Annotated in this window: 20 protein-coding genes and 2 tRNA genes; 9 read left to right on the top strand and 13 right to left on the bottom strand. The window is 32.8% G+C overall.

Annotation, left to right across the window (positions count from 1 at the left end):
• Positions 1-5 precede the first annotated feature (5 nt).
• From B6S12_RS03340 to gltS, 4 genes are all read left to right on the top strand, one after another.
• Positions 6-227 carry an acyl carrier protein gene (locus tag B6S12_RS03340; RefSeq protein WP_111229398.1) on the top strand — a complete coding sequence of 74 codons (222 nt, stop codon included), beginning with the start codon at positions 6-8 and terminating at the stop codon, positions 225-227.
• Entirely contained in the window at positions 224-904 is a 681-nt protein-coding gene (locus B6S12_RS03335; protein ID WP_111229397.1) for a hypothetical protein, read from the top strand. The genes B6S12_RS03340 and B6S12_RS03335 overlap by 4 nt, the downstream gene beginning before the upstream one ends.
• Positions 901-1,707, top strand: coding sequence for an AAC(3) family N-acetyltransferase (locus B6S12_RS03330; protein WP_111229396.1), 807 nt, complete (start codon positions 901-903; stop codon positions 1,705-1,707). The genes B6S12_RS03335 and B6S12_RS03330 overlap by 4 nt, the downstream gene beginning before the upstream one ends.
• A 195-nt stretch (positions 1,708-1,902) precedes the next feature.
• Positions 1,903-3,138 carry a sodium/glutamate symporter gene (gene gltS, locus B6S12_RS03325; protein WP_111229395.1) on the top strand — a complete coding sequence of 412 codons (1,236 nt, stop codon included), beginning with the start codon at positions 1,903-1,905 and terminating at the stop codon, positions 3,136-3,138.
• A gap of 467 nt (positions 3,139-3,605) precedes the next feature.
• Here gltS and B6S12_RS03320 read toward each other — a convergent pair whose 3' ends face one another.
• From B6S12_RS03320 to B6S12_RS03295, 6 genes are read right to left on the bottom strand one after another with little or no spacing between them, the layout of a single operon-like run.
• On the bottom strand, positions 3,606-3,932 hold the full coding sequence (locus B6S12_RS03320; RefSeq protein ID WP_111229444.1) for a dihydroneopterin aldolase: 327 nt from the start codon (positions 3,930-3,932) through the stop codon (positions 3,606-3,608).
• 16 nt (positions 3,933-3,948) lie between these two features.
• A complete protein-coding gene (locus tag B6S12_RS03315; RefSeq protein ID WP_111229394.1) occupies positions 3,949-4,572 on the bottom strand; it encodes a hypothetical protein in 624 nt (207 codons plus the stop codon).
• A gap of 9 nt (positions 4,573-4,581) precedes the next feature.
• On the bottom strand, positions 4,582-5,376 hold the full coding sequence (locus B6S12_RS03310; RefSeq protein ID WP_111229393.1) for an MlaD family protein: 795 nt from the start codon (positions 5,374-5,376) through the stop codon (positions 4,582-4,584).
• Between the two features lie 9 nt (positions 5,377-5,385).
• On the bottom strand, positions 5,386-6,120 hold the full coding sequence (locus B6S12_RS03305) for an ABC transporter ATP-binding protein (RefSeq protein ID WP_111229392.1): 735 nt from the start codon (positions 6,118-6,120) through the stop codon (positions 5,386-5,388).
• Positions 6,117-7,214 (bottom strand): MlaE family ABC transporter permease, encoded by a 1,098-nt coding sequence (locus B6S12_RS03300; protein ID WP_111229391.1) that lies wholly within the window; start codon positions 7,212-7,214, stop codon positions 6,117-6,119. The genes B6S12_RS03305 and B6S12_RS03300 overlap by 4 nt, the downstream gene beginning before the upstream one ends.
• A complete protein-coding gene (locus tag B6S12_RS03295) occupies positions 7,214-7,942 on the bottom strand; it encodes a thioredoxin domain-containing protein (RefSeq protein ID WP_111229390.1) in 729 nt (242 codons plus the stop codon). Before B6S12_RS03295 ends, B6S12_RS03300 begins: the two co-directional genes overlap by 1 nt.
• Before the next feature lie 185 nt (positions 7,943-8,127).
• On the opposite strand from B6S12_RS03295, the gene B6S12_RS03290 reads away from it, so the two are divergent.
• Together B6S12_RS03290 and B6S12_RS03285 are read left to right on the top strand one after the other, a co-directional pair.
• Positions 8,128-10,062, top strand: a complete 1,935-nt coding sequence (locus tag B6S12_RS03290; protein ID WP_111229389.1) for a TonB-dependent receptor domain-containing protein — start codon at positions 8,128-8,130, stop codon at positions 10,060-10,062.
• A 67-nt stretch (positions 10,063-10,129) separates the two neighbouring features.
• A tRNA-Leu gene (locus tag B6S12_RS03285) sits at positions 10,130-10,214 on the top strand.
• Between the two features lie 31 nt (positions 10,215-10,245).
• Here the strand turns inward: B6S12_RS03285 and B6S12_RS03280 are convergent.
• From B6S12_RS03280 to B6S12_RS03255, 6 genes are all read right to left on the bottom strand, one after another.
• Positions 10,246-12,066, bottom strand: a complete 1,821-nt coding sequence (locus tag B6S12_RS03280) for a bactofilin family protein (protein ID WP_111229388.1) — start codon at positions 12,064-12,066, stop codon at positions 10,246-10,248.
• Positions 12,066-12,749: a bacteriohemerythrin gene (locus B6S12_RS03275; protein ID WP_111229387.1), complete on the bottom strand. Its 684-nt coding sequence runs from the start codon at positions 12,747-12,749 to the stop codon at positions 12,066-12,068. The genes B6S12_RS03280 and B6S12_RS03275 overlap by 1 nt, the downstream gene beginning before the upstream one ends.
• A gap of 331 nt (positions 12,750-13,080) precedes the next feature.
• Positions 13,081-13,167: transfer RNA gene (locus B6S12_RS03270), tRNA-Leu, on the bottom strand.
• Positions 13,168-13,220: 53 nt separating this feature from the next.
• The gene (serA, locus tag B6S12_RS03265) at positions 13,221-14,804 is read right to left on the bottom strand and encodes a phosphoglycerate dehydrogenase (protein WP_111229386.1); all 1,584 of its coding nucleotides are present in this window, start codon (positions 14,802-14,804) and stop codon (positions 13,221-13,223) included.
• Positions 14,805-14,812: 8 nt separating this feature from the next.
• The gene (locus B6S12_RS03260) at positions 14,813-15,301 is read right to left on the bottom strand and encodes a hypothetical protein (protein WP_111229385.1); all 489 of its coding nucleotides are present in this window, start codon (positions 15,299-15,301) and stop codon (positions 14,813-14,815) included.
• 21 nt (positions 15,302-15,322) lie between these two features.
• Positions 15,323-16,999, bottom strand: a complete 1,677-nt coding sequence (locus B6S12_RS03255; protein ID WP_111229384.1) for a 30S ribosomal protein S1 — start codon at positions 16,997-16,999, stop codon at positions 15,323-15,325.
• Positions 17,000-17,263: 264 nt separating this feature from the next.
• Here B6S12_RS03255 and B6S12_RS03250 point away from each other — a divergent pair, with 264 nt between their 5' ends.
• From B6S12_RS03250 to trpF, 3 genes are read left to right on the top strand one after another with little or no spacing between them, the layout of a single operon-like run.
• Complete coding sequence (locus B6S12_RS03250) at positions 17,264-18,760, top strand: anthranilate synthase component I family protein (RefSeq protein ID WP_111229383.1); 1,497 nt, start codon at positions 17,264-17,266, stop codon at positions 18,758-18,760.
• Complete coding sequence (locus tag B6S12_RS03245) at positions 18,757-20,373, top strand: bifunctional anthranilate synthase component II/anthranilate phosphoribosyltransferase (RefSeq protein WP_111229382.1); 1,617 nt, start codon at positions 18,757-18,759, stop codon at positions 20,371-20,373. Before B6S12_RS03250 ends, B6S12_RS03245 begins: the two co-directional genes overlap by 4 nt.
• A gap of 2 nt (positions 20,374-20,375) precedes the next feature.
• Entirely contained in the window at positions 20,376-21,890 is a 1,515-nt protein-coding gene (trpF, locus tag B6S12_RS03240; protein WP_111229381.1) for a bifunctional indole-3-glycerol phosphate synthase/phosphoribosylanthranilate isomerase, read from the top strand.
• On the opposite strand, the gene B6S12_RS03235 is transcribed toward trpF, so the two are convergent.
• A complete protein-coding gene (locus B6S12_RS03235) occupies positions 21,868-23,280 on the bottom strand; it encodes an alanine/glycine:cation symporter family protein (RefSeq protein ID WP_111229443.1) in 1,413 nt (470 codons plus the stop codon). The genes trpF and B6S12_RS03235 overlap by 23 nt on opposite strands.
• Positions 23,281-23,536 lie beyond the last annotated feature (256 nt).

Here is a 23,536-nt window from a genome sequence, read left to right as displayed (position 1 = left end):
ATAAAATGGAAGAAAAAATTGAAAGCTTTATAAAAACAAAAAATCCAAATTTTAGTGGAGATTTAATTTTTGGCAAAAACGGTATTGATTCGATTGGATTTTTAGAGTTACTTGGTTTTATAGAAGAGGAGCTTGGTGTTGAGCTTGATTTTAGCGAATACGATCCAAAAGATTTTAGCACAATTAGTGGATTGTGCCAAATCATCAAAAAGGAAACCCAAAAATGATATGGGAATATGTATATAACACAGAATTTGTTGCTTTTAAAGACTGTTATCTAAGTGGCTGTGGAGGGTATTGTTGTGATATTTCAAAAGATTTTTCTATTATCTCTAGCATAACCCTTCCGCTTTTAGAAGAAGAATACAACTACTATAGACAAAAGGGTGGAATCCAAAACATCAACGACTTTAAAAAAGAAGAGTTTATCTTACAAAATGGCAAAAAATTCACACTTTATTACCTTATTTGTAACTGTAAAGGCTTATGCAATCCACACTCTATGCGTCCTTTAATTTGTAGAATCTACCCCTTTATTCCTAAAGTTTCTTTTAAAGGAGAGTGCGAAGGATTTTTATACGCTTCGCTTTTTGATGTGATTTATAATGATTTAAACCACCCTTGCACGCTTGCTAGAGAAAATAAAGAAGAAATTTTTACCACCCTACAAGAAAAGCTCAAACCTCTTTTGCTTAAGCCAAAACTAATTTTTGCGTTTAAAACTATAGAAATTCTTTATACACATCTTCTAAGCAGGCTAAATTTGAATGAGGATTTATCAAAATGCAATAAAAGATTAGAATTTTTACTCTTAAGCCGTAAGGCTTGGAAAAGCGAAGCTTTTAAACATGAAATCTCGCAAGCTTATGAAGAAATTGCTAAAAATTTTGGGGATTTTTTATGAAAACATATGCTATAGAAGAGTTTGAAACTTTTTTAAAAATACAAACAAAAGATTCCAAAAATATCTTAATACATAGTGCCATTGCAAACTTAGGAATCCCCACAAAAAAGGACAAAAAAATATCTCCACAAAATATCATCAATAGCTATTTAGAGTTTCTATCAAAATGTAAGAGCGAGATTTTAATGCCTAGTTTCAATTATGATTTTCCAAAAAGTGCTTTTGCAGATTTAAGAACATTGCCAAGCGAGGTTGGAAGCCTAACAGAAGCTTATAGAATAACCACCAAATACAGAAGTATCCACCCTATGTTTAGCTTTAACTCCAACAACGGAGAGAGTATAGACAAAAATGCTGAATACAATCCTTTTTTAGGTGATTGCGTCTATCAAAGATTGTTAAACTCCAATGCCTTGATGATTTTTTTGGGGATTGATATTAGAGTTTGCACCTTTATGATGTTTCTAGAAGCAAAACTTAAGGTAAAATACCGCTATTTTAAGCCTTTTTTTGGGGAAGTAATAGATTTACAAGGAGTTTCATACAAAGGAGAATTTTATCACTTTTGCTTGCCTCCAAATGGAGAAATAAAAGTAGATTATTCTAAAATGTTTAAGATTTTGCTCTCTTTAGGAGTTATTAAAATACAAAAGATAGGCGCTTCTTTTATCTATTATTTTAAGGCTAAAGAGTTTTATCAAGCCATCAAGCAAGAGCTTTACAAATCGCCTTTCCTGCTCCTTAAAGAGCCTCCTAAGCGTTTTTGGACTTTTAAAGAAGGTATAGACACACCCTTATCTTAAAGTAACAATACTTCTCACTTTTGCTTAAATTTTACATATTGTATAAATTTTACACATTTTACACAGAGAAAAACCCCAAAAGTTTAAAATATTTTTAATCTATTTGCAAAATTCAAGATTACATAAAAAGTTTTTTTATAAAATATTTTCCACTAAAAATTTAAAACTAAGAATACTATTTTTTAAGGATAAGTTATGGATTTTATAAAAAATGGCGATTTAATTACCGGTATTTCTTTAAATTTCTATGGCACTTTATTGGCTATGGTATTTGTTTTATTGCTTGGGCGATGGATTATTGGCAAAATCAAGTTTTTACGCGATTATAATATTCCAGAGCCTGTTGTGGGTGGGATTATTGCAGCCATTGCAATTTACTTGCTAGCCACCTATCAAGGCATGACTATACAGCTAGATGAAAGCTTTAAGGATCCTCTAATGCTCGCTTTTTATGCAAGTATTGGACTTTCGGCTGATTTTGCTTCTTTTAAAAAGGGTGGAAAAGTTCTTTTTATTTTTCTTTTTGTAGTTACTGGATTATTAATTTTGCAAAATATTGCAGGTTTAGCAGTAGCAAATGCTATGGGCGTAAATCCTCTCATTGGACTTTTAGGTGGCTCCATTACAATGAGTGGTGGGCATGGAACGGGTGCTTCTTGGGCTGCTGTTTTTGTAGAAGAACCTTATAAATTTAGTGCAGCACTTGAAGTAGCTGTAGGAAGTGCTACTTTTGGACTTATAGCAGGAGGATTAATCGGAGGACCTGTAGCAAGATTTTTAGTAAAACGCTACAATCTTCCTTTACCTATCACAAAGCATGATGACAAACCCATAGGCTTAGAAAAGCCTGAACAAGAAAGATTGATTACTGCAACTTCTTTTGTGGAATCTTTAGCACTCATTGCAATTTGTCTTTTTATTGGGACAAAAATTGCAGAATATTGCAAGCAGATTAATTTTACCATGCCAACATTTGTATGGTGCTTGTTAGTGGGTGCGATTTTAAGAAATCTTTTACAGGCTACTAGAGTCCATCAAGTCTTTGATAGAGAAGTATCTGTCTTAGGGAATGTTAGCCTTTCTTTATTTCTAGCTATTACGCTCATGGCTACTAATGTTGCACAGCTTGTTTCACTGGCACTCCCTATGTTTGTAATCTTAATCGTTCAAGTAGTGCTAATGGTGCTTTATGCGATATTTATTACCTTTAGAGTATGCGGAAAAGATTATGATGCAGCCGTTTTAGCAGCAGGACATTGCGGATTTGGACTAGGTGCCACTCCAACTGCTGTAGTAAATATGCAGGCAGTTACACAGCACTATGGCGTAAGCCATATGGCTTTTATTGTCGTTCCTTTAGTGGGTGCATTCTTTATTGATATTATCAATGGTGGAGTGATTACCTTTATTGTAGAATTTTTCTTTAAATAAGGATTTGCTCTACCATCTTAAGATTGGCAACCAAGTTGCCTTGCAATGACATCTCCTATCCGTCACTGCAAAGCGGACTTGTCCGCTATGGCAGTCTATACTCTGTCATATTACAAAAATATCTTTTTAGAGATTTTTGCTTCGCTCAAAATGAGGTGGTTTAGCTTCTTAAATGCCACTAAGAACAAAACTTTAGTTTTGCATGGCAATTTAAAGAAATTGCAAAACTCTTGGTTATTCTTTTAGCTTGCTTGATAACTCTTTGCCTCCTTGCAATGATAAAAAGGCTGGATTACTTCAGGGCTTCGCAATGATAGAAAAAATGATAGAAAAAGGAAGCCAAAGATTCGCTATAAGGGCTTTAGCTAAGGCAGTCTATAAGAAGCACTAAGTTTCTTGGTTTCCTTTTAGATTGCTTTGGCTATAGCTATAACAAGAAAATGCCCTAATAAGCACACAAATACAAACTACGGATAAGAAATCTTCATACAAACTCTGCAGTCTTCAAAAATTTCAAGCTTACAAATACACATAGAAAATTGCTGGATTTGTGGAAAATTCTGCGGAAGCTTTTCATAAAAATACTCTAGAGCATCTTCTAAAAGTAAAAATTGTTGGCAAAAAGCATTTTTAATAAAATCTCTTAAAAGCCGATAATCTAAAAATTCTCCCTCTTTTTGATAAAAAAATTTAGCATTGATTTTAATTTTTTGCTTATTTTTCCGCTCATTTTCTAAAATTCCAATGATTACTTCAAGTTCCAAATCTTCTAAACTAATTTCATAGTTTTTCATACCCATTCTCTAAAACCTACCTTAAATCACTCTTTTGCAACTCTTGCAAAAAATCACTCAATGCTTTGTCTAAAAGCCTACTAAAAGCCTCTGGAATATCTCTAAAATCACCATATTCCTTACCCACTTTTTCACTCTCTGAAATAATATACACTATATTTACACCCTCTTTAATACTAAAAAATCCTAATGCTCTAAATTTCACACTCTCATCATTATGAGAATAATACATATCCATCACCTTAAGATGTATTTTTCCTTTTGTATTTTTTGCACTCTTTTTTAATAAAATATTATTTTTTTCTAATGCTACTTGAATAAAATAGTCTTCTAATATCTCTTTAGTATTTCCCACCCACTCATTTTTGGCAAAATATTTTAATTGTGGATTTTGCTCATTTTGCATACTCTTAATTTCTATCTCTTTTTTAGTTTCATTTTTATAAGCAATCTTTTTAGTATCTAGCTTATTTGGCACACTAAGAGTAAATTCAAGCTCCATAGGCGTCTTTAGTTTCCCCTCTCCACCAAATTCTCCCTTAAGTTCATAATAATTTTTAGCTGGCACTTCTCTTCCCACACAGCCACTTAAAACAAAAACTACTAAAATTACAAAAAAATATCGTAATATTTTTAACATTCTTCCTCCTTATTCTCTTGGTCCTAGCTCAATTTTTTGCCTACTAAAGAAAAAATCACTAGGCGATTCTTCTAAATTTTGCAAAATATCATTGCTTGTTTGCAAAATCCTTTGTAAATTTTTAGAATTTTCCTCTAGCTCATACAATAAAGGGGTTAGCATTTGCTTTAGGTTATAATCCCCTCTTTCTAAACTCTGACTAAAAGAATCACGCACCTTGCTAAAACCATCAATTTCATTATTAAAATGCACCAAAGTAGAATTTAAATGCGTTGTAAAAGAAGCAAAATTCTCCAAACTCTTTTCAAAATTTTCTAAATTTTTATCATTGAGCAAAAGATTAACCCTATCTAGACTAATTTCTAATTTTTTAATAGTCTCTTGTGCTCTATCTCCCACCTTTTCTATCCAATTTGCCTCAAATGCAAGCACCGCCCTTTCTCCCTTAAAGCTTCCTCCATCGCCTTGGATTAAAGAGATATAATTCCCTCCTGTTAATCCTTGAGATTCCACGATTGCTTTTGCACCCTCTTTTAGTTCAATTTCCTTTTTTACCCACAAAAGAATTTCTACCTTATCGCCTTGTAGCTTATAGTCTTTCACAAAACCCACAGGAATGCCAAGATAACGCACTTGCGTTTCTTTCCTCACTCCTTTTGGAAGCTCTTTATGGTAAAGATAATAGGGGTTATATTGTGTAAGATTTCTATCATATTTCCCTGCCCAAAATACAAAGAATGCAAGTGCTACAAGCGAGAAAACAAAAAACACACCCAACAAAACATAGTTTAATCTACTCTCCATTTCCTTCTCCTAAATCTCATGCAAAAACAAGTCTAAAGATTTCACTTCTTTTTCCAACTCCCCTAAAGAACCATTAAAAGAAATTTTTTGATCTTTTAAAATTAATAATCTATCCGCACTCTTTTTAACGCTCTCTAAGTCGTGCGTTACCATTACTATACTAAGCCCTAGTAAATCCCTTAAAGACAAAATAAGTGTATCAAATTCTCTAGCACTTTTGGGATCTAGCCCGCTTGTGGGCTCATCTAAAAACAAAATCTTAGGACTAAGTGCTAAAGCTCTAGCTAAAGACACGCGTTTTATCATTCCGCCACTTAATTCATTAGGAAAAAGTTCTGCAACACTTTCTTTAAGTCCCACTTTATTTAGCCACATTTTACTTAATTCTTTAATTTCTTTGTCACTAAAAACGCTATATTCTTTTAAGGCAATACCAATATTCTCTAGCACATTTAAAGAGCTAAAAAGCGCACCAAATTGAAACAAAACACCAAAATTTAGCTTCATTGCAAGTTCTTCTTTAGGACTTAAACTCCAAATATCTTTTTGCAAAATTAACATTTTTCCACTTTTGGGCTTTTTTAAAAAAATCATTGTATTTAAAAGTGTGCTTTTACCACTTCCGCTCCCTCCAAGTAATGCTACAATCTCACCCTTATAGATTTTAAAATTCACTCTATCATGGATTAAGCGTCCATTATAATCGGTGCTTAAATCTTGTGCTTCTATGATAACTCCGCTCATAATCCAAGCTCCGTAAAAAGAATAGAACAAAGCGCATCAAAAGCAATCACACAAAAAATAGAAACCACAACACTTTTGGTGGTATTTTTACCTATACTTCTTGTATCTTTATTAGCATTAAACCCATAATAACAACCCACTAAAGCAATAATGAGTCCAAAAAAAGGAGCTTTGATTATCCCCACCCAAAAATGTCTTAAAGACACCATTAAAGAGAAACGCTCTATAAATTGCTCTGTGCTAATATCTAATTGGAGTTGAGAAATAAGCATAGCCCCAAGAAGCCCAAAAATATCTGAAATAAATACTACAAGAGGCATAACACACACCAAAGCAATAAAGCGTGGCAACACCAAAAAAGTAATAGGATTAAATCCCATTACCCTCATAGCATCCATTTCTTGTGTAGCCCTCATCATACCAATTTCTGCACTAAAAGCAGAAGCACTACGCCCTGCAATAATAATTGCTGTAATAATAGGTGCCATTTCTCGCAAAGTAAGCATAGAACTCATCTCTACAATCAAAATGCTTGCTCCAAACTGCCTAAGCTGGATAGAACCCTGATAAGCCACAACAATCCCAATTAAAAAACAAGCAAGACTTACAATCCCAACAGCTTTAATTAAAGATTCTTGTATATGATAAAAAATGCTTTTAGCACGGAAACCTTTAGGATTTAAAAGCATATAAAAAGAAAAATAAACAATCTCTCCCAAAAAATTCAATAAACCTACAATTTTTTTGCAAAAATTTCCAATAATCTTAAAACTATCGCTATGGAGTTTAAAAAAGTTCTCTTTTAGTGAGATTTTTTCTTCTTTTTGTTCTAGTTTTAAATGTGTAAAGATTTCTTGAGTTTTAGTGTGTGTTAAAAGTTCATTTTTTATAGGATTTTTAAGAGCACAAACCCAAGCATACAAAATCTCTCCTCCACAAAAATCAAGATCAAAACTAGAATCCAAAATAATTTCTAAAGAGGGGAGATTTTTACAATTTTGAAGTTTTTTAAGCAAGGATTTTGAGAGAGAATAATCCCAAAACCCTCCAAGTATTACTACATTTTTAGCTTTATATTCTAAAAATGCTTCCATTATTCCTCACTAAATACAAAAGGAACGCCTTGCACTAATCCTGAACCAAAGATTTTTTCTTGATTAGCTTTAATTTTGTCATAATTTGTTTTAAGCTGTGCCTTGCTAAGCTCTTTTGCAAAGTAATATTTTTTAAGCACTGCTAATTTATCTTTGGTGCTTTTTAAATTTTTTGTTTCATTCATAATAAGCTGTGCTCTAATAAATGCATCTTCTTTTCCAAGAGGGGCAAAAATAATTTTTAAATTAGACTCCTCTAAAATTTTATCAATATCACCTTTTAGCTGATTTTGGCAATGCGGACAATCTGGAGCAGTTACAACAATCTTGGTAGGAAGTCCTTTTTTATTACCCTCTAAATAAACAAAATCATCTTTGCTAAAACTTGCAAAAAGCTTACTCAATGCCTGTTTATCTCTAGCTAGATTTTCTTCACTTGCCTTTTTTAGTTGCTCTTGCATCATTTTCATATCATTATCTGCCAAGTTTAAAACATTACTAAAACCAATAAGATATTTACCGTCTTTGCTAACAAATACTGGAAAAGCATCTCCTTTACTGGTTTTTGCAATCACAAAATAAGTATCCTTAAAACTTTCAAGCTCTTTTTTAAATTCTACTTTTACATCTACACCACTTAATTCTTTAATGCTTTTTGTAAAATTTGCATTAAAGTCTGCATACGCAAATAAAGCAACACAACTAAATAGCAAGGCTATTTTTTTCATTCTCACTTCCTTATTTTAAAATGTATTTTGTATTTTATTAAATTTTATCTTTTAAACTTGTGAAAAATAATCATATTCTTATTTTTTTATTTAAAAATCTCTCTTAAAAACTTTAACTTTCTATTTACTAAGTAAAAAGCTATTATACTTATATATAAAAATAGAAATTTTTAAGGTAAATTAAAATGAAATATAAATTATTTGCACTTCTATCTCTGTCTTCTTTTCTCTATCCACAAAGCAATCAAGTATCAATAAAATATACAAACTCCCCTCTAACCAATCCCACTCAAATTGATTATACGGATATTTTAGGCAAAGATGCCCTTTTAAATAATAGCGATATTGCAAAAAGCTTGCAACAAATTCCTGGTTTTTCTGTTGCCAAAAAAGGTGGCGGTGGCACAGAGGCATTTTTCCGCTCACTTGGAGGCGGGAGATTACCCATTATTGTCAATGGAGGAACTCTGCTAGGTGGCTGTGGGGGCAGAATGGATACAACTTTAACCTACATATTCCCACAAAATTACAATTCCATTGAAATTATAAAAGGTCCTCAAGATGTAAGATTTGGCTCTTTAATTACAGGTGGAATGCTTTTTGATAGAGAAATTTTAACACTTAATAAGCCTAGCTTTAATGGTGGTGCAGATATGCTTTATGGAAGTTTTGGCAGGATAGATGCAAATACTCACTTAATAGGTGGAAATGAATGGGGCAATTTACAAGCTATTTATTCTAATTATAGAAGTGATGATTATAAAAATGGAGAGGGTGCAAAAGTGCATTCTAAATACAAAAGACAATCTGGAACTTTTATAGGTGCTTTAACCCCCAGCCCTGATTTAAAGCTAGAACTTAGCCTAGATATTGGCAGAGGAGAAGCTGCTTATGCAGATAGAGCAATGGATGCTAGAACCTTTGATAGAGAATCTTATCAAGCACATCTTATTAAGCTTTTTGGAGATGATGTGCTAGATTTTCATCTCTATCATCATGAAATTGATCATATTATGGATAATTTTAGCCTCACTAATGGTATCCCTAAAATAGGCAATAAATACCAAATTAGCAATCCAAATAGAACCAACACAGGGGCAAGATTAGAATACCAAAAAAAATTTGAACTTACTAAGCTTTATTTTGGAGGAAATTACAACCTAGATAAGCACAAAATTAGATCTATCTCCAATCAAAATAGCCCACAAGATGCAGAGAGCATTCTTAATAATCCTTATAGCCCTAATTACACTTTTAAAAATTATGGAATTTTCACACAAATGGAAACTTTTACTTACTCTAATGTAGGATATTTTGCAGGCTTAAGAGGAGATAGGGTAGATACCTCAGCACACAAACAAGGGATCTCTAATACAAAATATGCTTTAAGCGGTTTTGGCAGAATTGAAAAATATTTAGGAGATTACACACTCTATACAGGCTTAGGCTATGCACAAAGAATTCCTGATTTTTGGGAAGTCTCCAAAAAAGATGGCCTAAACCTAAATAAAGAAAAAAATACTCAACTAGATTTAGGTATAAGCTATCAAAAAGATAAGCTAAGCTTTAATGTATCTGGTTATGCTTCCTATATTAAAGATTATATTATGCTAAATTATAACACTCCATCTACCACAAGCTTTAACACCGATGCTCTTTTGCTAGGTGGTGAGGCAGAAATCTCTTATGAATTTCTACCTTATACATTTGCACTAGGACAAATAAGCTACACTTATGGTAAAGATACAAAAGAAAATAGACCTCTTGCACAAATTGCACCTTTACAATCTTTGTTTGCTCTAAAATATGATAATAATAAATATTTCATCAAAGGGGAACTTATAGCACATGCCAAACAAACTAGAAGCTTAAAAGGCTATGGAAATGTAGTAGGGCAAGATTTTGGCGATTCTAGCGGATTTGGTATTTTAAATTTTTATGCAGGTTACACCTATAAGAACTTTAAACTTTTTGCAGGAGTTGAAAATATCACCAACAAACTTTATAGCTACCATCTTTCCAAAAACAGCATAGAACTAGATGCGGTAGATAATCCGATAAACTCGCGAGTTTATGAAATAGGAAGAAATTTTTGGCTAAGGGCTAAAATTGATTTTTAAAACCTCTAAAATTTGCTTGTTTAGTTTATATTAAGGATAATCTCTGTATAATCTCCATTCTTCATTTGCGGAAATGGCGAAACTGGCAGACGCACCAGACTTAGGATCTGGCGCCGCAAGGCATGGAGGTTCAAGTCCTCTTTTCCGCACCACTTCTACACTATCTACAAAATGTAACTTTTATTAAAAAGTTTGATAGTAATTAATCCATGCTATTTTGTTTTCTTTATACTCTTCTTCTTTTTGCAATCTAAAAAGTCCGTTATCTTCTAATTTATTCAATGAAAAATATTTATATTTTGTGCCATCTAACATATACCGCAATTCTTTTTGATTTGCGTTTTTTATTTTATATCTCAAAAGATTGTCTTTGCCATTTGCCATTCCCATAATCACACATTTAATATCCATAATCGCATCTTCAATTTTCTGTCTTTTTCCTTCAAGATGAAAAATAAGCCTAATAAGATCTTGATATTCTTTTAAATTTTCTTTATATTTTTGCAAAATTTCCTCATATTTATGGATAATATTCATAATATTTGCTGGCATTTTTTGCCCATTCAACGAATTCTTAAGCACAAAAACATTGGATTGGTTTTTATTAATATAAGAATAAGAATGCTCCATATTTAAAAGCAGATGTTGCAATTTTGTCCTAAGCTCATTAATATCTTGGGATAAAATCACCTCATTTTCGCACATTCCCTCTTTATCTTCTGTGCTAATTTCTAATAGATTCATATCTCCGCTTATTTCACCTATTACAAGCTCCTCTTTGGGATAAATTTCATTATAGGATTTGAGGTTTTTAATATAAATTTTATCCGCTATAATTTTACCCCCCATACACTGATTAACAATAGCGACTTTTGCCTTAATTTTACCATTCTCCAAAGAATCCACACAAACCACTTCTCCTTTAATGCTCCCTTTTAGATTACTAAGTGTTGCATTGTGTGCTTGGATATTTGTTTTTAGATGTGTTTGCCCTTGCACCTCTATTGTATGAGCCGATATGGAAGATTTTCCCACATTACCATCTACTTGGATACTATTAGCACATAACTCTATATTTTCACCTATGCTATCTTGAAGCTTATCAAAGTTTCTAATATGCAAAGAAATATCTTCTTTTAAATTTGCTTGAAGATTTCCTGTGGTTTTTAATGAAATCTCTTGCAATCTTATCTCATTAAACACTCCAAATTCATTACCGCTTTTAAAAAGATATCCATATTGCTTAGCATAAGCCAAGTAACCCTCATCAGTTTGTTTAGTATATATCCCTTCTAAAATTTTTGGCATATTTTTATGAATATTTTTAGCAGAAGTTTCTAAAATCTCTCCTTTTAAATTTCTTCCTTTTACTCCTTTTATTCCTCTCTTATAATAAAACAATAAAGAATCTTTTTGCACAGGCTTTTCATAATACATCTCTTGTTGGGAGGTTTGAAAAATAGGATGCTTTAGCACCATTTTATCCATTTGACTTTCTCTTCCTACAATTCCCTTTGCTACTTTAAAAGTTATACTTGAAGGATACTCTTGGGTTTTAATCTGCTCTATAATCTCATCTAGCTGTTTAAGAAATATAGGCAAAATCCTAATTCCCACCAATAAACCCTCTTTAACCATCTCCTTATAAAGCTCTTGTATAAGTTTATCTTTTATTTTTTCATCATAAACAAGTCCTTCTTCTAAAGACAATACAGCCTCTAAATCCAATGCTTTTTCTTCTGTAATGGGACACCAAGAAAAATATTTAATTTCCTTTTGCTTAAGGCGTATTTCAAAGGTTTGATAAATCTCTTCATAAAGAAGAAATTCTACCCCGTTATTAAAATGACTTAACTCACTATAAGCAAAACTACGAATATTTCCTTTATGTTTTGCGTGGGTAGTAATTCTTAAAATCTCATAATCATATTCTTGATTGTTTTTTGCTTGCATCTCGCAAACCAATCCATAAGGATCTTTAGTTGCATATAAAGCCCCCTCCATTAAAAACTCCTATCCCTTAAGCAAAACTTTTCCTTTAGCTCTTTAATCTTAGCACCCTTCATTTGAGGATAATACACTAAAGGCTGCTTACAAGAATGACAACGCAACAAAACACCACCTTGCAACTCTTCATGAATGCTTTGATAAACTTTATGTCTTTTTAATGCACAAGCACAAATATATTCATACTGCACTTCTTGATAAATATCTCTTTTTAGGGAACATAATTTAGTATAAAGCTCCAAATTATGGTGTATCTCTTTAATCTCTAAACTTTTATTTACAAAGGCTTGCACCAAAATATCTTCATTTAATATGTGCTCTAAAATCCAGTTTTTCATAAGATGACTTAAAGAATCTACCAATTTTTTAACATCATCAATATGTGCTAATATTTCTTTTAACTTTACAATAAGTTTTGTATGAAGCTTCTTGTGTTCATTAAGAAGAGGATATTTAATACTCTCCATATAGTTCTCTTCATCTTTAAAATGACTCTTTGTGTATTCTATAAGCTCTACAATAATCTTTCGTATCTGTATTTTTGTAGTCTCACAAATTTCCCCGTTTTTCAAATCCACCAAAATAGCAAATGCTTTATTGGCAATATCAAAGATTTTTTGATGTTGCCTATCCACTGTAGCATTTCTTATGCTAAAGCTTCTTTCCCACTCTATTAACATAGAACCCTCTTTTAAATATTAACTATTTATTAAACCCCATTTATTCTTGAAATTCTACTTAAATTTGTATTAACAATGCATTAATTTTATTATTGACACATTATAAAACTGCATTGAATAATTTTAATAGTTTATTAATTACTGATATAAATTATGTTTAATAATTTTATAAATCCATTCTATAAATGTGGAGCTATTTTCTAGCTTAATTATGAAATAAAAACAAACTTTATAAAATAATGCTACTTTTAGTAAAATTACCTTAAATTTAAGTAAATAAAAAATACAAAGAAGAAAAATAAAAGAATGCTATAAAAAGCCCAAAAAGTAGTGGTGCCGAGGGTCGGAATCGAACCGACACGGGGTTGCCCCCACCAGATTTTGAGTCTGGCGCGTCTACCAATTTCACCACCCCGGCTGATCATAAAGAGGGTAATTATACCCTCTTTTTGTATAAGTTTAACTTAAAAATTATAAAATAGCATATTTTATTGACAAACAAGCTTCAATTTGCGAAAGTTCATTTAAAACTTCAGCACTCACTTCATCATCTACAACAATCAATGCTAAAGCCTCTTTACCATAACGCCCTAATCTAAAATCGGCAATATTAATATTATGTCTTGCTAGTGTGCTACCTACACTTCCAATAACTCCAGGAGTGTCATTATTCCTAAAGAGTATCATACGACCCTTTGGCTCTATATCTAAGCTAAAATGATTAATTTCTACCAAACGAGGTGTATTATCATTAAATACAGCACCACTTACGCTAAAATCACCATTTTGCGTAATAAGAGTAAGCTTAATCTGATTTTTAAATACACCTTGTGAATCCTTAGCAGCCAATTCCACTTCAATTCCTCTCTCTTTAGCCACATAAGGAGCATTTACATAATTTACCTTATCGCCTACAGAAGCATTTAACATACCCACCAATGCAAAAGTTGCCAAAGAAGAAATATATTCTTTTATTTCTCCATATGCCTCTAATTGAATACTACGCACTTCAGATTTATTAACCTGTATTGCAAAAAATGCCATCTTTTGCACAAGTTCTAAATAAGTTTTTAAATAACTTGGCAATTCATTTTCTTTAATAGGCAAATTAAGTGCATTAGGAAAACTAGAACCCCTCGCAGCTTCCAATGCTGCTTGTGCTGCTTCAATGGCAATTTTTTCTTGGGATTCTAGTGTATTTGCACCAATATGGGGCGTAACATAGATATTTTCTAAATCCAAAAGAGGATTACTAGTAGCTGGTTCTTTATTAAATACATCAATTCCAGCCCAACGGATTTTTTTACTTTTTAAACCCTCTAGCAAAGCTTCCTCATTATATAAGCCACCTCTAGCACAATTGATTAAAATCACACCCTCTTTCATCTTGGCAATCTCATCTTTGCCTATCATATTAATAGTCTCTTTGTTTTTAGGAGTATGAATAGTAATAATATCGCATTTTAAAATGTCATCAAAGTTTGTCGTATAAGCAACTCCTAAATCTGTTGCTTTTGTAGGATTAATATAAGGATCATACGCAATTACATCCATCTCAAAGGCTTTCATTCTTTTACCTACGCGACTTCCAATATTTCCAAAGCCAATAATTCCAAGCTTTTTATCTTTTAGCTCTGTGCCATACCAATCTTCTCTTTTCCATTTCCTCTCATTTTTTAGTTGTGCATTCGCGCCTGGATAGTTTCTAACAGAACTTAAAATATGTGCACAGGTTAGCTCTACAGCTGCGATTGTGTTTGCAGTAGGAACATTCATAACAACTACACCCCGCTTGCTAGAACTCTCAATATCTACATTATCCACTCCTACACCTGCTCTAACCACTGCCCTTAACTTGCTAGCAGATTCCAAAAAACTTACATCTACATCTGTAGAACTTCTTGTTATTGCCACATCCGCTTTATGCAATTCTTTTTTAAGCTCATCTTTTGGCAGATGTGCTAAATTTAGCATGGTTACATCTTCAGCCTTTTGCAATAAATCTAAGCCACTTTGATGGATATGATCACACACAATAATTGTAAAATTTGACATTAAAACTCCTAAGACAAAGTTATTGTATAATTAATTTCATAATGCTTTAACTTCTCTAAAACATTATGAAGATAATCTTGATTATTAGAGGCAACAAGTAGCCAAATATGATCCCCTACTTTATAATAGGAATATTTAATCTTATGGGCACTAAGAACTTGGTTGATACAAAAAAATTGATACTCATCAATAACCCCCACAGAAACCCTATAAATCTTGCTTTCTTGCTCTTGCTCCATTTCAGAAGACAACATAAGCTTCACTTGCATTTCTGGGGCAGGATAAATATATTCTGCTTTATCTTGCATGGCCAATCTACTTACCCATGCTGATTTTAAGACTTCTTGAGAATTATTATCTTGTTGATCTTTAAAATTATAAGTCTGCACTAAAGGAAGCTCATAAGCACCCATTGCCCCAACATAAAAGCGTATAAGAACAAAAAAGAGTATGCAAGTAAAGATAGAGAAAATAACAACCAACAATCTTATTTGCATACCCTAAGCCCCCTTTAACTGCTAAGAAATTTGGTTTTTAATAATATCTCCTAGCGTCATTTTGTCATCTACACTATCATTGAAGCTTTTTAAATTTGCTCTCTCTTTTGCCCTTTCTAATCTTCTTACAGAAACTCTAATGCGATTATTTTCCTTATCAATCAAAGAAATAGCACCGCTAATTTCATCACCCACCTTAATTTCTTCCTTTTTAAGAGGCGATAGATCTTCTGTTCGGATAAGTGCATCTACATCATTATCAATCTTAATAAACACACCAAAGTCTTTAATATCACGCACTACACCAGTCACTTTATCATCTACAGAATGAGTTTTTGCAAATTCATCAATAGGAGAAGCAATTAAACCTTTTCTAGTTAGGGAAATTCTTTCTTTTGCTCTATCAATCTTGGCAATTTTTACTTCAATTTCTTCTCCCTCTTTCATAAGGTTCTTGCATTTTTCATTTTTATTCCAATATGCATCCTCATTATGTAAAAGTCCATCAATACTACCAAGCTTTACAAAAGCACCAAAATCTGTAAGGGTAGCCACAACACCTTTTAAAACTTCACCTTCTTTGTGTGTTTTAACAAATTGCTCAAAAGGTTTATCAAGCAATTTTTTCAAAGACACTCTTAATCTTCTCTCTTTGGTGTCAATTTCAATCACCTCAACATCAATCTCTTGTCCTGTTTTCAAAAACTGCTCTGGGTTTTGAATATTTTTATTCCAAGAAATTTCTGAAATATGCAAAAAGCCTTCAATATCATTTCCTAAATCCACAAAAACACCATAAGGCTCGATATTGCTAACAGTTACCTTAATAGCATCACCCACTTCAAGCTCATTTTCAACTTCTTTCCAAGGATCTTCTGCGGTTGCTTTAATAGAAAGTGCTAAGCGTCTCTTATCCTTATCATAAGAAAGCACCTTAATAGGCACTATATCACCCTCTTTGTAAAGTTTTGAAGGATTTACTGGTCCTTTATAGCTAATCTCTGTATAATGCACCAAGCCTTCAACACCTTGCACATCTACAAACATACCAAAACTTGTAATTTTCTTCACTACGCCTTCTAAATTGCCTTCGTTTGCTAAAATCTTATCCACAACTTCTTGTTTTACAGAATTTTCAAGCTCAAAAAGTCTTTTGCGTGAAATTACAATGCTATCTTCATCAGGTTTCACATTGATAATGCAAGCCTTAATAGGTTTTCCTTCTACTTTTGCCCCTGCTTTAAATGCAGCAGCAAATTTTGGCATAAAAAACTCTACTCCATTGCTCTCTACAACATAGCCACCTTTATTTTTATGTGTAACAACACCCTCAATCACTTTATCTTTATAGTCTTCTCCAAGTTCTTCTATGTATTTTTTAATATTGTCTCTTCGGATTGCTTTTTTATAAGATACAATAGGTCTTTCATTTCTTTTGCCCGTGATAACTATAGGCAGAGAATCTCCAACTTTAAATTTTAAGTTCCCATCTTGATCTTTAATTTCATCAATACTTATAATACCCTCATTCTTTTCGCCAACTACAGAAATTACTACATTTTCATCATTAATTGCAACAATTTGCCCGCTAGATGCCTTTTGGCTCTCTTTCTTTTCAAATTGCTCCAACATTGTAGCAAAGTCTTCTTCCTCGTTAATATTTTCTAATTCTTGCTTATTTGTTCCTACAACAGCCATCTTGTTTTTGCCCTTTTTATAAAATAATCTTCTTCATTCTACAACAAAAACTCTTTTAAAACTATAAAATATGCTAATTTTAAAAAATACTCTCTTTTTCTTTGGCAATGATGGAAAAAACTACCCATAAATTTTTATGAAACTCTCTAAATCTCTTTTTCTAATATTCTTGATTAAATACACATTCAAGCTCGCTTTTGTAAATTCTTTTTTACCTAACATAAAGTAAAATAACCAAAAATTTTACCATTAAAGAGTATTGTTATGTTTGATTTTTTAGTTTCAAATTCTTCTTGCACTCCCCAAAAAGCCTCTTTATATGCAGAGAAAATACCTGCCTCAAAACTAACACCCCTGCTAGTTTGTGAAGCATTAAATGCTTGTGTGCTTTTAGAATCCGCCTTTTTAAAAAGTGGCAAAGGACGCTTTTCTATCCTCATAATAAAAGAAGCCTTTAGAATTATAAAAAAAGATTTAAACTACTCCCTGATTCTCAAAGAAAATGGAGAAGAAAAAGCCATCTCCTTAAACCCTAAAATGTTCCATAGTTCTGCCCCTATGAAATTTTTAGACTATCTAAAAGCTTTTAGAGAGTTTGCCCCTAGCACAAAAGATTCTAAATTGCCACTTGAAGTGCCTTTGCCCCTTGGTGGCGTAGGGTATTTGGGTTATGAATTTTTTAGTGAAATTGAAGAAATCAATTTAGAGAAAAAATCTCTGTATGATGCCTATGAAAATGCCTTTATTTTTGGGAGAGATTTTATTATATTTGATCATTTTTATGAATCATTATATGCAGTAAGCATTTCTTATTCCCACGAAATCTCTAGTATCAATGCAGAACAAAGGGTAAAAGATCTTATAGCCTCACTTACAGATTTAAAAATCCCATCTTCTAGCTCTAAACCATTAGAGTCCAAAATCCTCTCACAAGACAAAAAGGAATATTTTACAAATATTGTCTCCATTCTAAAAGATGAAATTTATAAAGGCAATCTTTTGCAGTGCGTCCCATCAACTAGCATGCAAATACAAAGCAACCTAACCCCTTTGCAAGCTTATATGAATTTAAGGATTAGCAATCCTAGTCCTTATATGTTTTATTATAATTTCGGGCATTTTCATATTATTGGCAGTTCTCCTGAAGTGCTAATCAAACTAAAAAATGAAGAAGATAGCACAGCAACTTTAACTTTACGCCCCATTGCTGGGACAAGACCACGCGGAAAAACACAACTGCAAGATTTAAAATTTGAAGAAGAACTAAAAAATGACATTAAAGAAAATGCCGAACATTTAATGCTTCTTGATTTAGGACGCAATGATATTGGTAAAGTTTCCATAGGTGGAAGCGTAAAGGTAACCGAAGAAAAAATCATTGAAAAATACTCTCGCGTTATGCACTTAGTTTCTGAAGTGCAAGGCAAAATGGACTTAAAAATGCACTCACAAGAAGAGGCGATTTTAGCAAGTTTTCCAGCCGGAACGGTAAGTGGAGCACCAAAGCTTCAAGCCATCAAAACAATCCACGCTTTAGAAGAACACAAAAGATGTATTTATGCGGGTGCTATAGGTTATTTTACAAAAGAATGTGATATTAATTTAGCCATTGCTATTAGAAGTGCAGTATATCAAAATGGAGTTTATTATCTACAAGCAGGAGCAGGAGTTGTTTATGATTCTGATCCACTTAGCGAATATCTTGAAACACAAAATAAAATGCTCTCTTTAATTGAAGCCATTATGGGAGAAAAACAATGATTGTTTTAATTGATAATTATGATTCTTTTACCTATAACATTTACCAAGCCTTTAGCCAGTTTAACTATCCCATCAAAGTTTTACGCAATGATAAAACTAGCCTAGAAGAAATTGCCTCTTTAAACCCTAGCTACATCATCATAGGCCCAGGACCTAAAAGCCCAAAAGATGCAGGAATTAGTGTAGAAGTGGTGCAAAAATTTAAAGGGATTTATCCAATTTTAGGGATTTGCCTAGGACATCAAGCAATCTTGAGTGCATTTGGCGTGGAAATCAAAAATGCCAAAAATATCGTGCATGGCAAGGTAGAACCCCTCATCCACAACCAAAAAGGAATTTTTCGCCACATAAGCCAAAAAACTCCCATTGCACGCTACCACTCTTTAGTTGGCAAAAAAGAAGAAATTCCAGATTGCTTTTTAATTAGCGGTATGAGCGAAGATGGTGAGGTTATGGCAGTAGAACACAAGCATTATCCACTTGTGGGCTTGCAATTCCACCCAGAATCCATTGGCACTAAGGAGGGCATTAAAATGCTCCTAAACTTCCTCCACTACACAAGAGAGCCTATTCCTATCAAAGAATATCTAAACAAAGCCTTACACCAAAAATCTTTAAACTTCCAAGAAAGCTATAATTTAATGGATGAGCTAACTGAGGGCAATTTAAGCGAAGCACAAATTGGGAGCTTTCTTACAAGTTTAGAGATTAAAGGTGTAGATGAATATGAATTAGCAGGTTTTGCTTCTGTATTAAAGAAAAAAGCAATTCCTTTTAAAATAAAGGATAATTTCCAAAAGCGTTTTGATATGGTGGGAACAGGGGGAAGCCAAGCCAAAACTTTCAATGTTTCTACCACCTCTGCACTGCTTTTGGCAAGCTATGCAAAAGAAAAAGGCTTTGGTATCATTAAGCATGGCAATAAAGCCATTACTTCAAAAAGCGGTTCTGCAGATTTATTAAATGCGTTAAATATTAATGCAAATATGGATATTAAAAACGCAAAAGAGATTTATAAAGAACTAAATATTACTTTCCTCTTTGCGCAAAAGTTCCATTCTGCTATGCGTTTTGCAGCACCTGCTAGAGCCTCTTTGGGTTTTAAAACTGCTTTTAATCTAATAGGTCCTCTTAGCAATCCCGCACAAATCACACACCAATTAGTAGGTGTATTTGATAAAGCCTATACCGAAATCATGGCAAAAGCTCTTGCAATTTTAGGTATTAAACGCGCTCTTGTTGTAAGCGGACTAGATGGCTATGATGAACTTTCTTTATGTGCTCCCACACAAATTACAGAGCTAAATAATGGAAATATCCGCACTTTTATTTTCAACCCTATTGAATTAGGACTAGATTTTGTAAATCACTCTATGCTTTTAGGAGGAGATTCTAAAGAAAATCTTGCCATTAGTCTTGATATTTTTAATGCAATCCCCTCTCCTAAACTTGATTTAGTAGCACTCAATATGGGCGCTGCACTTTATGTATGCGAGGAAGCATCTAGTATCAAGGAAGGCTTTTTATTAGCAAAAGAGATTATTGCAAAAAAAGAAGTTTTTAACACACTAGAAACTTTTAGCACTCTAAGCCATAAAGCTCTTAAGGATTAAAGATGCAAACTCCAACTTTTTTAAAAGAAATTTTAGAAAAAAAGCAAAAAGCAAAAATTCTTAATGCCACTCGCAAAACCCCTCTAATAAGCCCTCCTTTAGAAAGTTTTCCTTTTGTAATTGCAGAAATCAAACGCGCTAGTCCCTCGCTTGGAGATATAGGAGCAATAAAAAACCCTCCGCAATTAGCACAAAAATATTTAGAAGGTGGTGCAAGTGCCATTTCTGTGCTTTGTGAAGAAGATTATTTTAAAGGCAGTTTACAAGATTTAAAAGCCATTAAAGACAAATTTAGCAATGCCTGTGTTTTAAGAAAAGATTTTATCACCACAAAAGAGCAGATTAAAGAAGCTTATGATTTTGGTGCGGATATGGTTTTGCTCATTGCGGCAATTTTTGCAAATGGAGAATTTGGAGGCTTCAAACAACTAAAAGAGCTTTATAGGAGTGCTTTAGCCCTTAATCTTACTCCCCTCATTGAAGTGCATAATCAAGAAGAAATTGACTTTATAACACCACTTAATGCCAAACTTATAGGAATAAATTCAAGAAATCTCCATACTTTTAAAATTGATAAAATCATGGCTTTTAACTTGTTAAATCATCTAAAAACTACCAACAAGCAAGCAAAATTTATTTTTGAATCTTCTATTTCTTGTAGTTTTGATGGATTTGTAGCGGGAAATGTAGGCTTTGATGGGATATTGTGCGGAAGCTATCTTGTAAGCACCTATGAGCCCACAAAAAATTTGCAAAATTTAATCTCTAGCATCAAAATAGGCAAAAATTCTCCTAATGATTTTTACCACAATGCCTTTATGCTTTTAAATTCCCCTCTAGGTTTTATAAAAATTTGTGGGATTACCGATAAAGAAAATGCACTTTTGTGTGCTAAAATCCTAGAAGAAACGCTAAAAGACACAGCAAATGCAAAAAAAATTGCTGCATTAGGCTTTATTTTAATTAAAGAATCTCCTCGCTACATTAGCCCTTCAAAAATCAAAGATTTAGCAAACGCACTTACACCTTTCCCGCTTCTTAAAATCGCTGTGGTAAGTAATAAACAAGAAGAACTACAAGAAGCCATAGAGCTTTATAGGCTAGGCTTGATAGATGCAATCCAACTCCACGGAACAAAAGGAGAAAACTTTGCATCTTTTAATCTAAAAGAAGCCAACTTTCCTTTTTATGAAGTAAAAAACATTGCTAGTTTAGAAGATTTAAACAATTTTTTGAGCCCTTTTGTTCTTTTGGATTCTAAAAGCACATTAGGGGGTGGTAGCGGAAAGAGTATTGATACTCATCTACTTTTAGAGTTGAAAGAAAAAGTAAATAACTATTTATGTGTAGCTGGGGGTGTGGGTTTGCATAATTTAAAAGATTTAAAGCAAATAGGAGCAAAAATGCTAGATGTAAATTCTTCTTTAGAAAGCAAGATAGGGATTAAAGATCCTAAAAAATTAAAAGAATTTTTAGAATCTTTAAAAAACTTAGCTATTTCCAACACTCTGTGTTAGTAATCCCTACATCGCTCGCCTTAAATACAGGGTTTTTACCCTCTCTTCTTTGCTTTTCATAGTCTTTTAATACCTTAATTGCAATATCTCCCAAAAGGAAAATTGCCACAATATTAGTAAGTGCCATAATTCCCATAACCACATCTGCAAAATCCCATGCAAGATCTAGGCTAAGTTGAGAACCTACAAATACCATTGCTACTGCACTTAAACGGAAGATTTGCAACGCAGTTTTATTTTCTGTAATAAATTTAAAATTCATCTCCGAATAAAAATAATTCCCTATTAGAGAAGTAAAAGCAAAAAGCACAACCGCAATACTCACAAAATGCAATCCAAATTCGCCAAAATGTCCATACATCACTTTTTGGATTAATGGCATACCTTTTAAGCCCTCCAAATTTTCTTGAGAACAAAGCACCATAAAAGCAGTTGCTGAACAAATAATAAGTGTATCAATAAATACTGATAAAGTCTGCACCATACCTTGCTTTGCTGGATGGCTTGTATGTGCGGCTGCTGCTGCATTAGGTGCTGAACCCATACCCGCTTCATTAGAAAACAAACCTCTTTTAATCCCTATTACAATAGCACTTCCTGCAAAACCCCCAAATATTGCTTCAAAATCAAAAGCTTTCTCTACAATTTCCATAAAGATTCTAGGAAGTTCGCCAAAATTTGTAAAAATCACGGCCAAAGCTACAAGCAAATAGCCAAACGCCATAACGGGCACGATAATTTTAGAAATAAAAGCAGTAGATTTTCCACCACCAAAGAAAAAGATAGCCGTTAAAAGTGCTAAAATAAGCCCTACAAAAGTAGTAATATAGCCCTCATTAAATGCTTCTTTTCCTGCATAAAACTCAAATGCCGAAGTAAGCGTGTAAGATTGCAAACCATTAAAGCCATAAGTAAAGCACAAAATCAAAGAAATTGCAAATACAATTCCAAAAGTTTTTGAATTTAATGCACTATGGATATAATAAGCAGGTCCACCTTTATAATTATGCTCCCCCTCTTTTCTTTTATAAACTTGTGCCAAAGTGCTCTCTACAAATGCACTTGCCCCACCAAATATCGCCACAATCCACATCCAAAAAAGCGCTCCTGCACCTCCTGAACTTATTGCAACAGCCACCCCAACGATATTTCCTATCCCAACTCTTGAAGCAGTGGAAATCATCAAAGCAGCAAAGGGAGAAATATGCTCTTTTTGGCTTTTTTCTCTTAAAATACTCAAAGATTGTGGCAAGAATTTAAGTTGAATAAAATCCGTCATGAAAGTAAAATACAATCCGCATGTTATCAAAACAAACACTAAAATATAGGTATATAAAAGGTCGTTTGAAACACTGATAAAATTTGAAAACATTTGTATGATTGTGTCCATAAATGTAGTATTAGCTTCCATTAATCTCCTTGTGTAAAATTAAACATAAATTTGGAAAATTATTTTAGCTAAAAATTTCAATTACAAGCTTTTTACATACAAAATTTTTCTAAAACCTTTAAAAATTCTTAAAAATAAATCCAATTTTGTAACACAAAAAATATTTATTTCAAAAAACCTTTACACATCCAATCTATTTGGCACAAACTCTTTTTGATACATAAAACCTGTTAAAGTTTTAGAATTATTATCATAT

The sequence above is a fragment of the Helicobacter valdiviensis genome, from assembly GCF_003245365.1.
Lineage (GTDB): Bacteria > Campylobacterota > Campylobacteria > Campylobacterales > Helicobacteraceae > Helicobacter_D > Helicobacter_D valdiviensis.
The sequence above is the reverse complement of the archived record's forward strand: the minus strand, read 5'-3'. Positions and strand labels throughout refer to the sequence as shown.

Excerpts from the sequence above, each read along its gene's own strand:
- B6S12_RS03340 (WP_111229398.1), top strand. The coding sequence starts at position 6 with ATGGAAGAAAAAATTGAAAGCTTTATAAAAACAAAAAATCCAAATTTT.
- B6S12_RS03335 (WP_111229397.1), top strand. The coding sequence starts at position 224 with ATGATATGGGAATATGTATATAACACAGAATTTGTTGCTTTTAAAGAC.
- B6S12_RS03330 (WP_111229396.1), top strand. The coding sequence starts at position 901 with ATGAAAACATATGCTATAGAAGAGTTTGAAACTTTTTTAAAAATACAA.
- gltS (WP_111229395.1), top strand. The coding sequence starts at position 1,903 with ATGGATTTTATAAAAAATGGCGATTTAATTACCGGTATTTCTTTAAAT.
- B6S12_RS03320 (WP_111229444.1), bottom strand. The coding sequence starts at position 3,932 with ATGAAAAACTATGAAATTAGTTTAGAAGATTTGGAACTTGAAGTAATC.
- B6S12_RS03315 (WP_111229394.1), bottom strand. The coding sequence starts at position 4,572 with ATGTTAAAAATATTACGATATTTTTTTGTAATTTTAGTAGTTTTTGTT.
- B6S12_RS03310 (WP_111229393.1), bottom strand. The coding sequence starts at position 5,376 with ATGGAGAGTAGATTAAACTATGTTTTGTTGGGTGTGTTTTTTGTTTTC.
- B6S12_RS03305 (WP_111229392.1), bottom strand. The coding sequence starts at position 6,120 with ATGAGCGGAGTTATCATAGAAGCACAAGATTTAAGCACCGATTATAAT.
- B6S12_RS03300 (WP_111229391.1), bottom strand. The coding sequence starts at position 7,214 with ATGGAAGCATTTTTAGAATATAAAGCTAAAAATGTAGTAATACTTGGA.
- B6S12_RS03295 (WP_111229390.1), bottom strand. The coding sequence starts at position 7,942 with ATGAAAAAAATAGCCTTGCTATTTAGTTGTGTTGCTTTATTTGCGTAT.
- B6S12_RS03290 (WP_111229389.1), top strand. The coding sequence starts at position 8,128 with ATGAAATATAAATTATTTGCACTTCTATCTCTGTCTTCTTTTCTCTAT.
- B6S12_RS03280 (WP_111229388.1), bottom strand. The coding sequence starts at position 12,066 with ATGGAGGGGGCTTTATATGCAACTAAAGATCCTTATGGATTGGTTTGC.
- B6S12_RS03275 (WP_111229387.1), bottom strand. The coding sequence starts at position 12,749 with ATGTTAATAGAGTGGGAAAGAAGCTTTAGCATAAGAAATGCTACAGTG.
- serA (WP_111229386.1), bottom strand. The coding sequence starts at position 14,804 with ATGTCAAATTTTACAATTATTGTGTGTGATCATATCCATCAAAGTGGC.
- B6S12_RS03260 (WP_111229385.1), bottom strand. The coding sequence starts at position 15,301 with ATGCAAATAAGATTGTTGGTTGTTATTTTCTCTATCTTTACTTGCATA.
- B6S12_RS03255 (WP_111229384.1), bottom strand. The coding sequence starts at position 16,999 with ATGGCTGTTGTAGGAACAAATAAGCAAGAATTAGAAAATATTAACGAG.
- B6S12_RS03250 (WP_111229383.1), top strand. The coding sequence starts at position 17,264 with ATGTTTGATTTTTTAGTTTCAAATTCTTCTTGCACTCCCCAAAAAGCC.
- B6S12_RS03245 (WP_111229382.1), top strand. The coding sequence starts at position 18,757 with ATGATTGTTTTAATTGATAATTATGATTCTTTTACCTATAACATTTAC.
- trpF (WP_111229381.1), top strand. The coding sequence starts at position 20,376 with ATGCAAACTCCAACTTTTTTAAAAGAAATTTTAGAAAAAAAGCAAAAA.
- B6S12_RS03235 (WP_111229443.1), bottom strand. The coding sequence starts at position 23,280 with ATGGACACAATCATACAAATGTTTTCAAATTTTATCAGTGTTTCAAAC.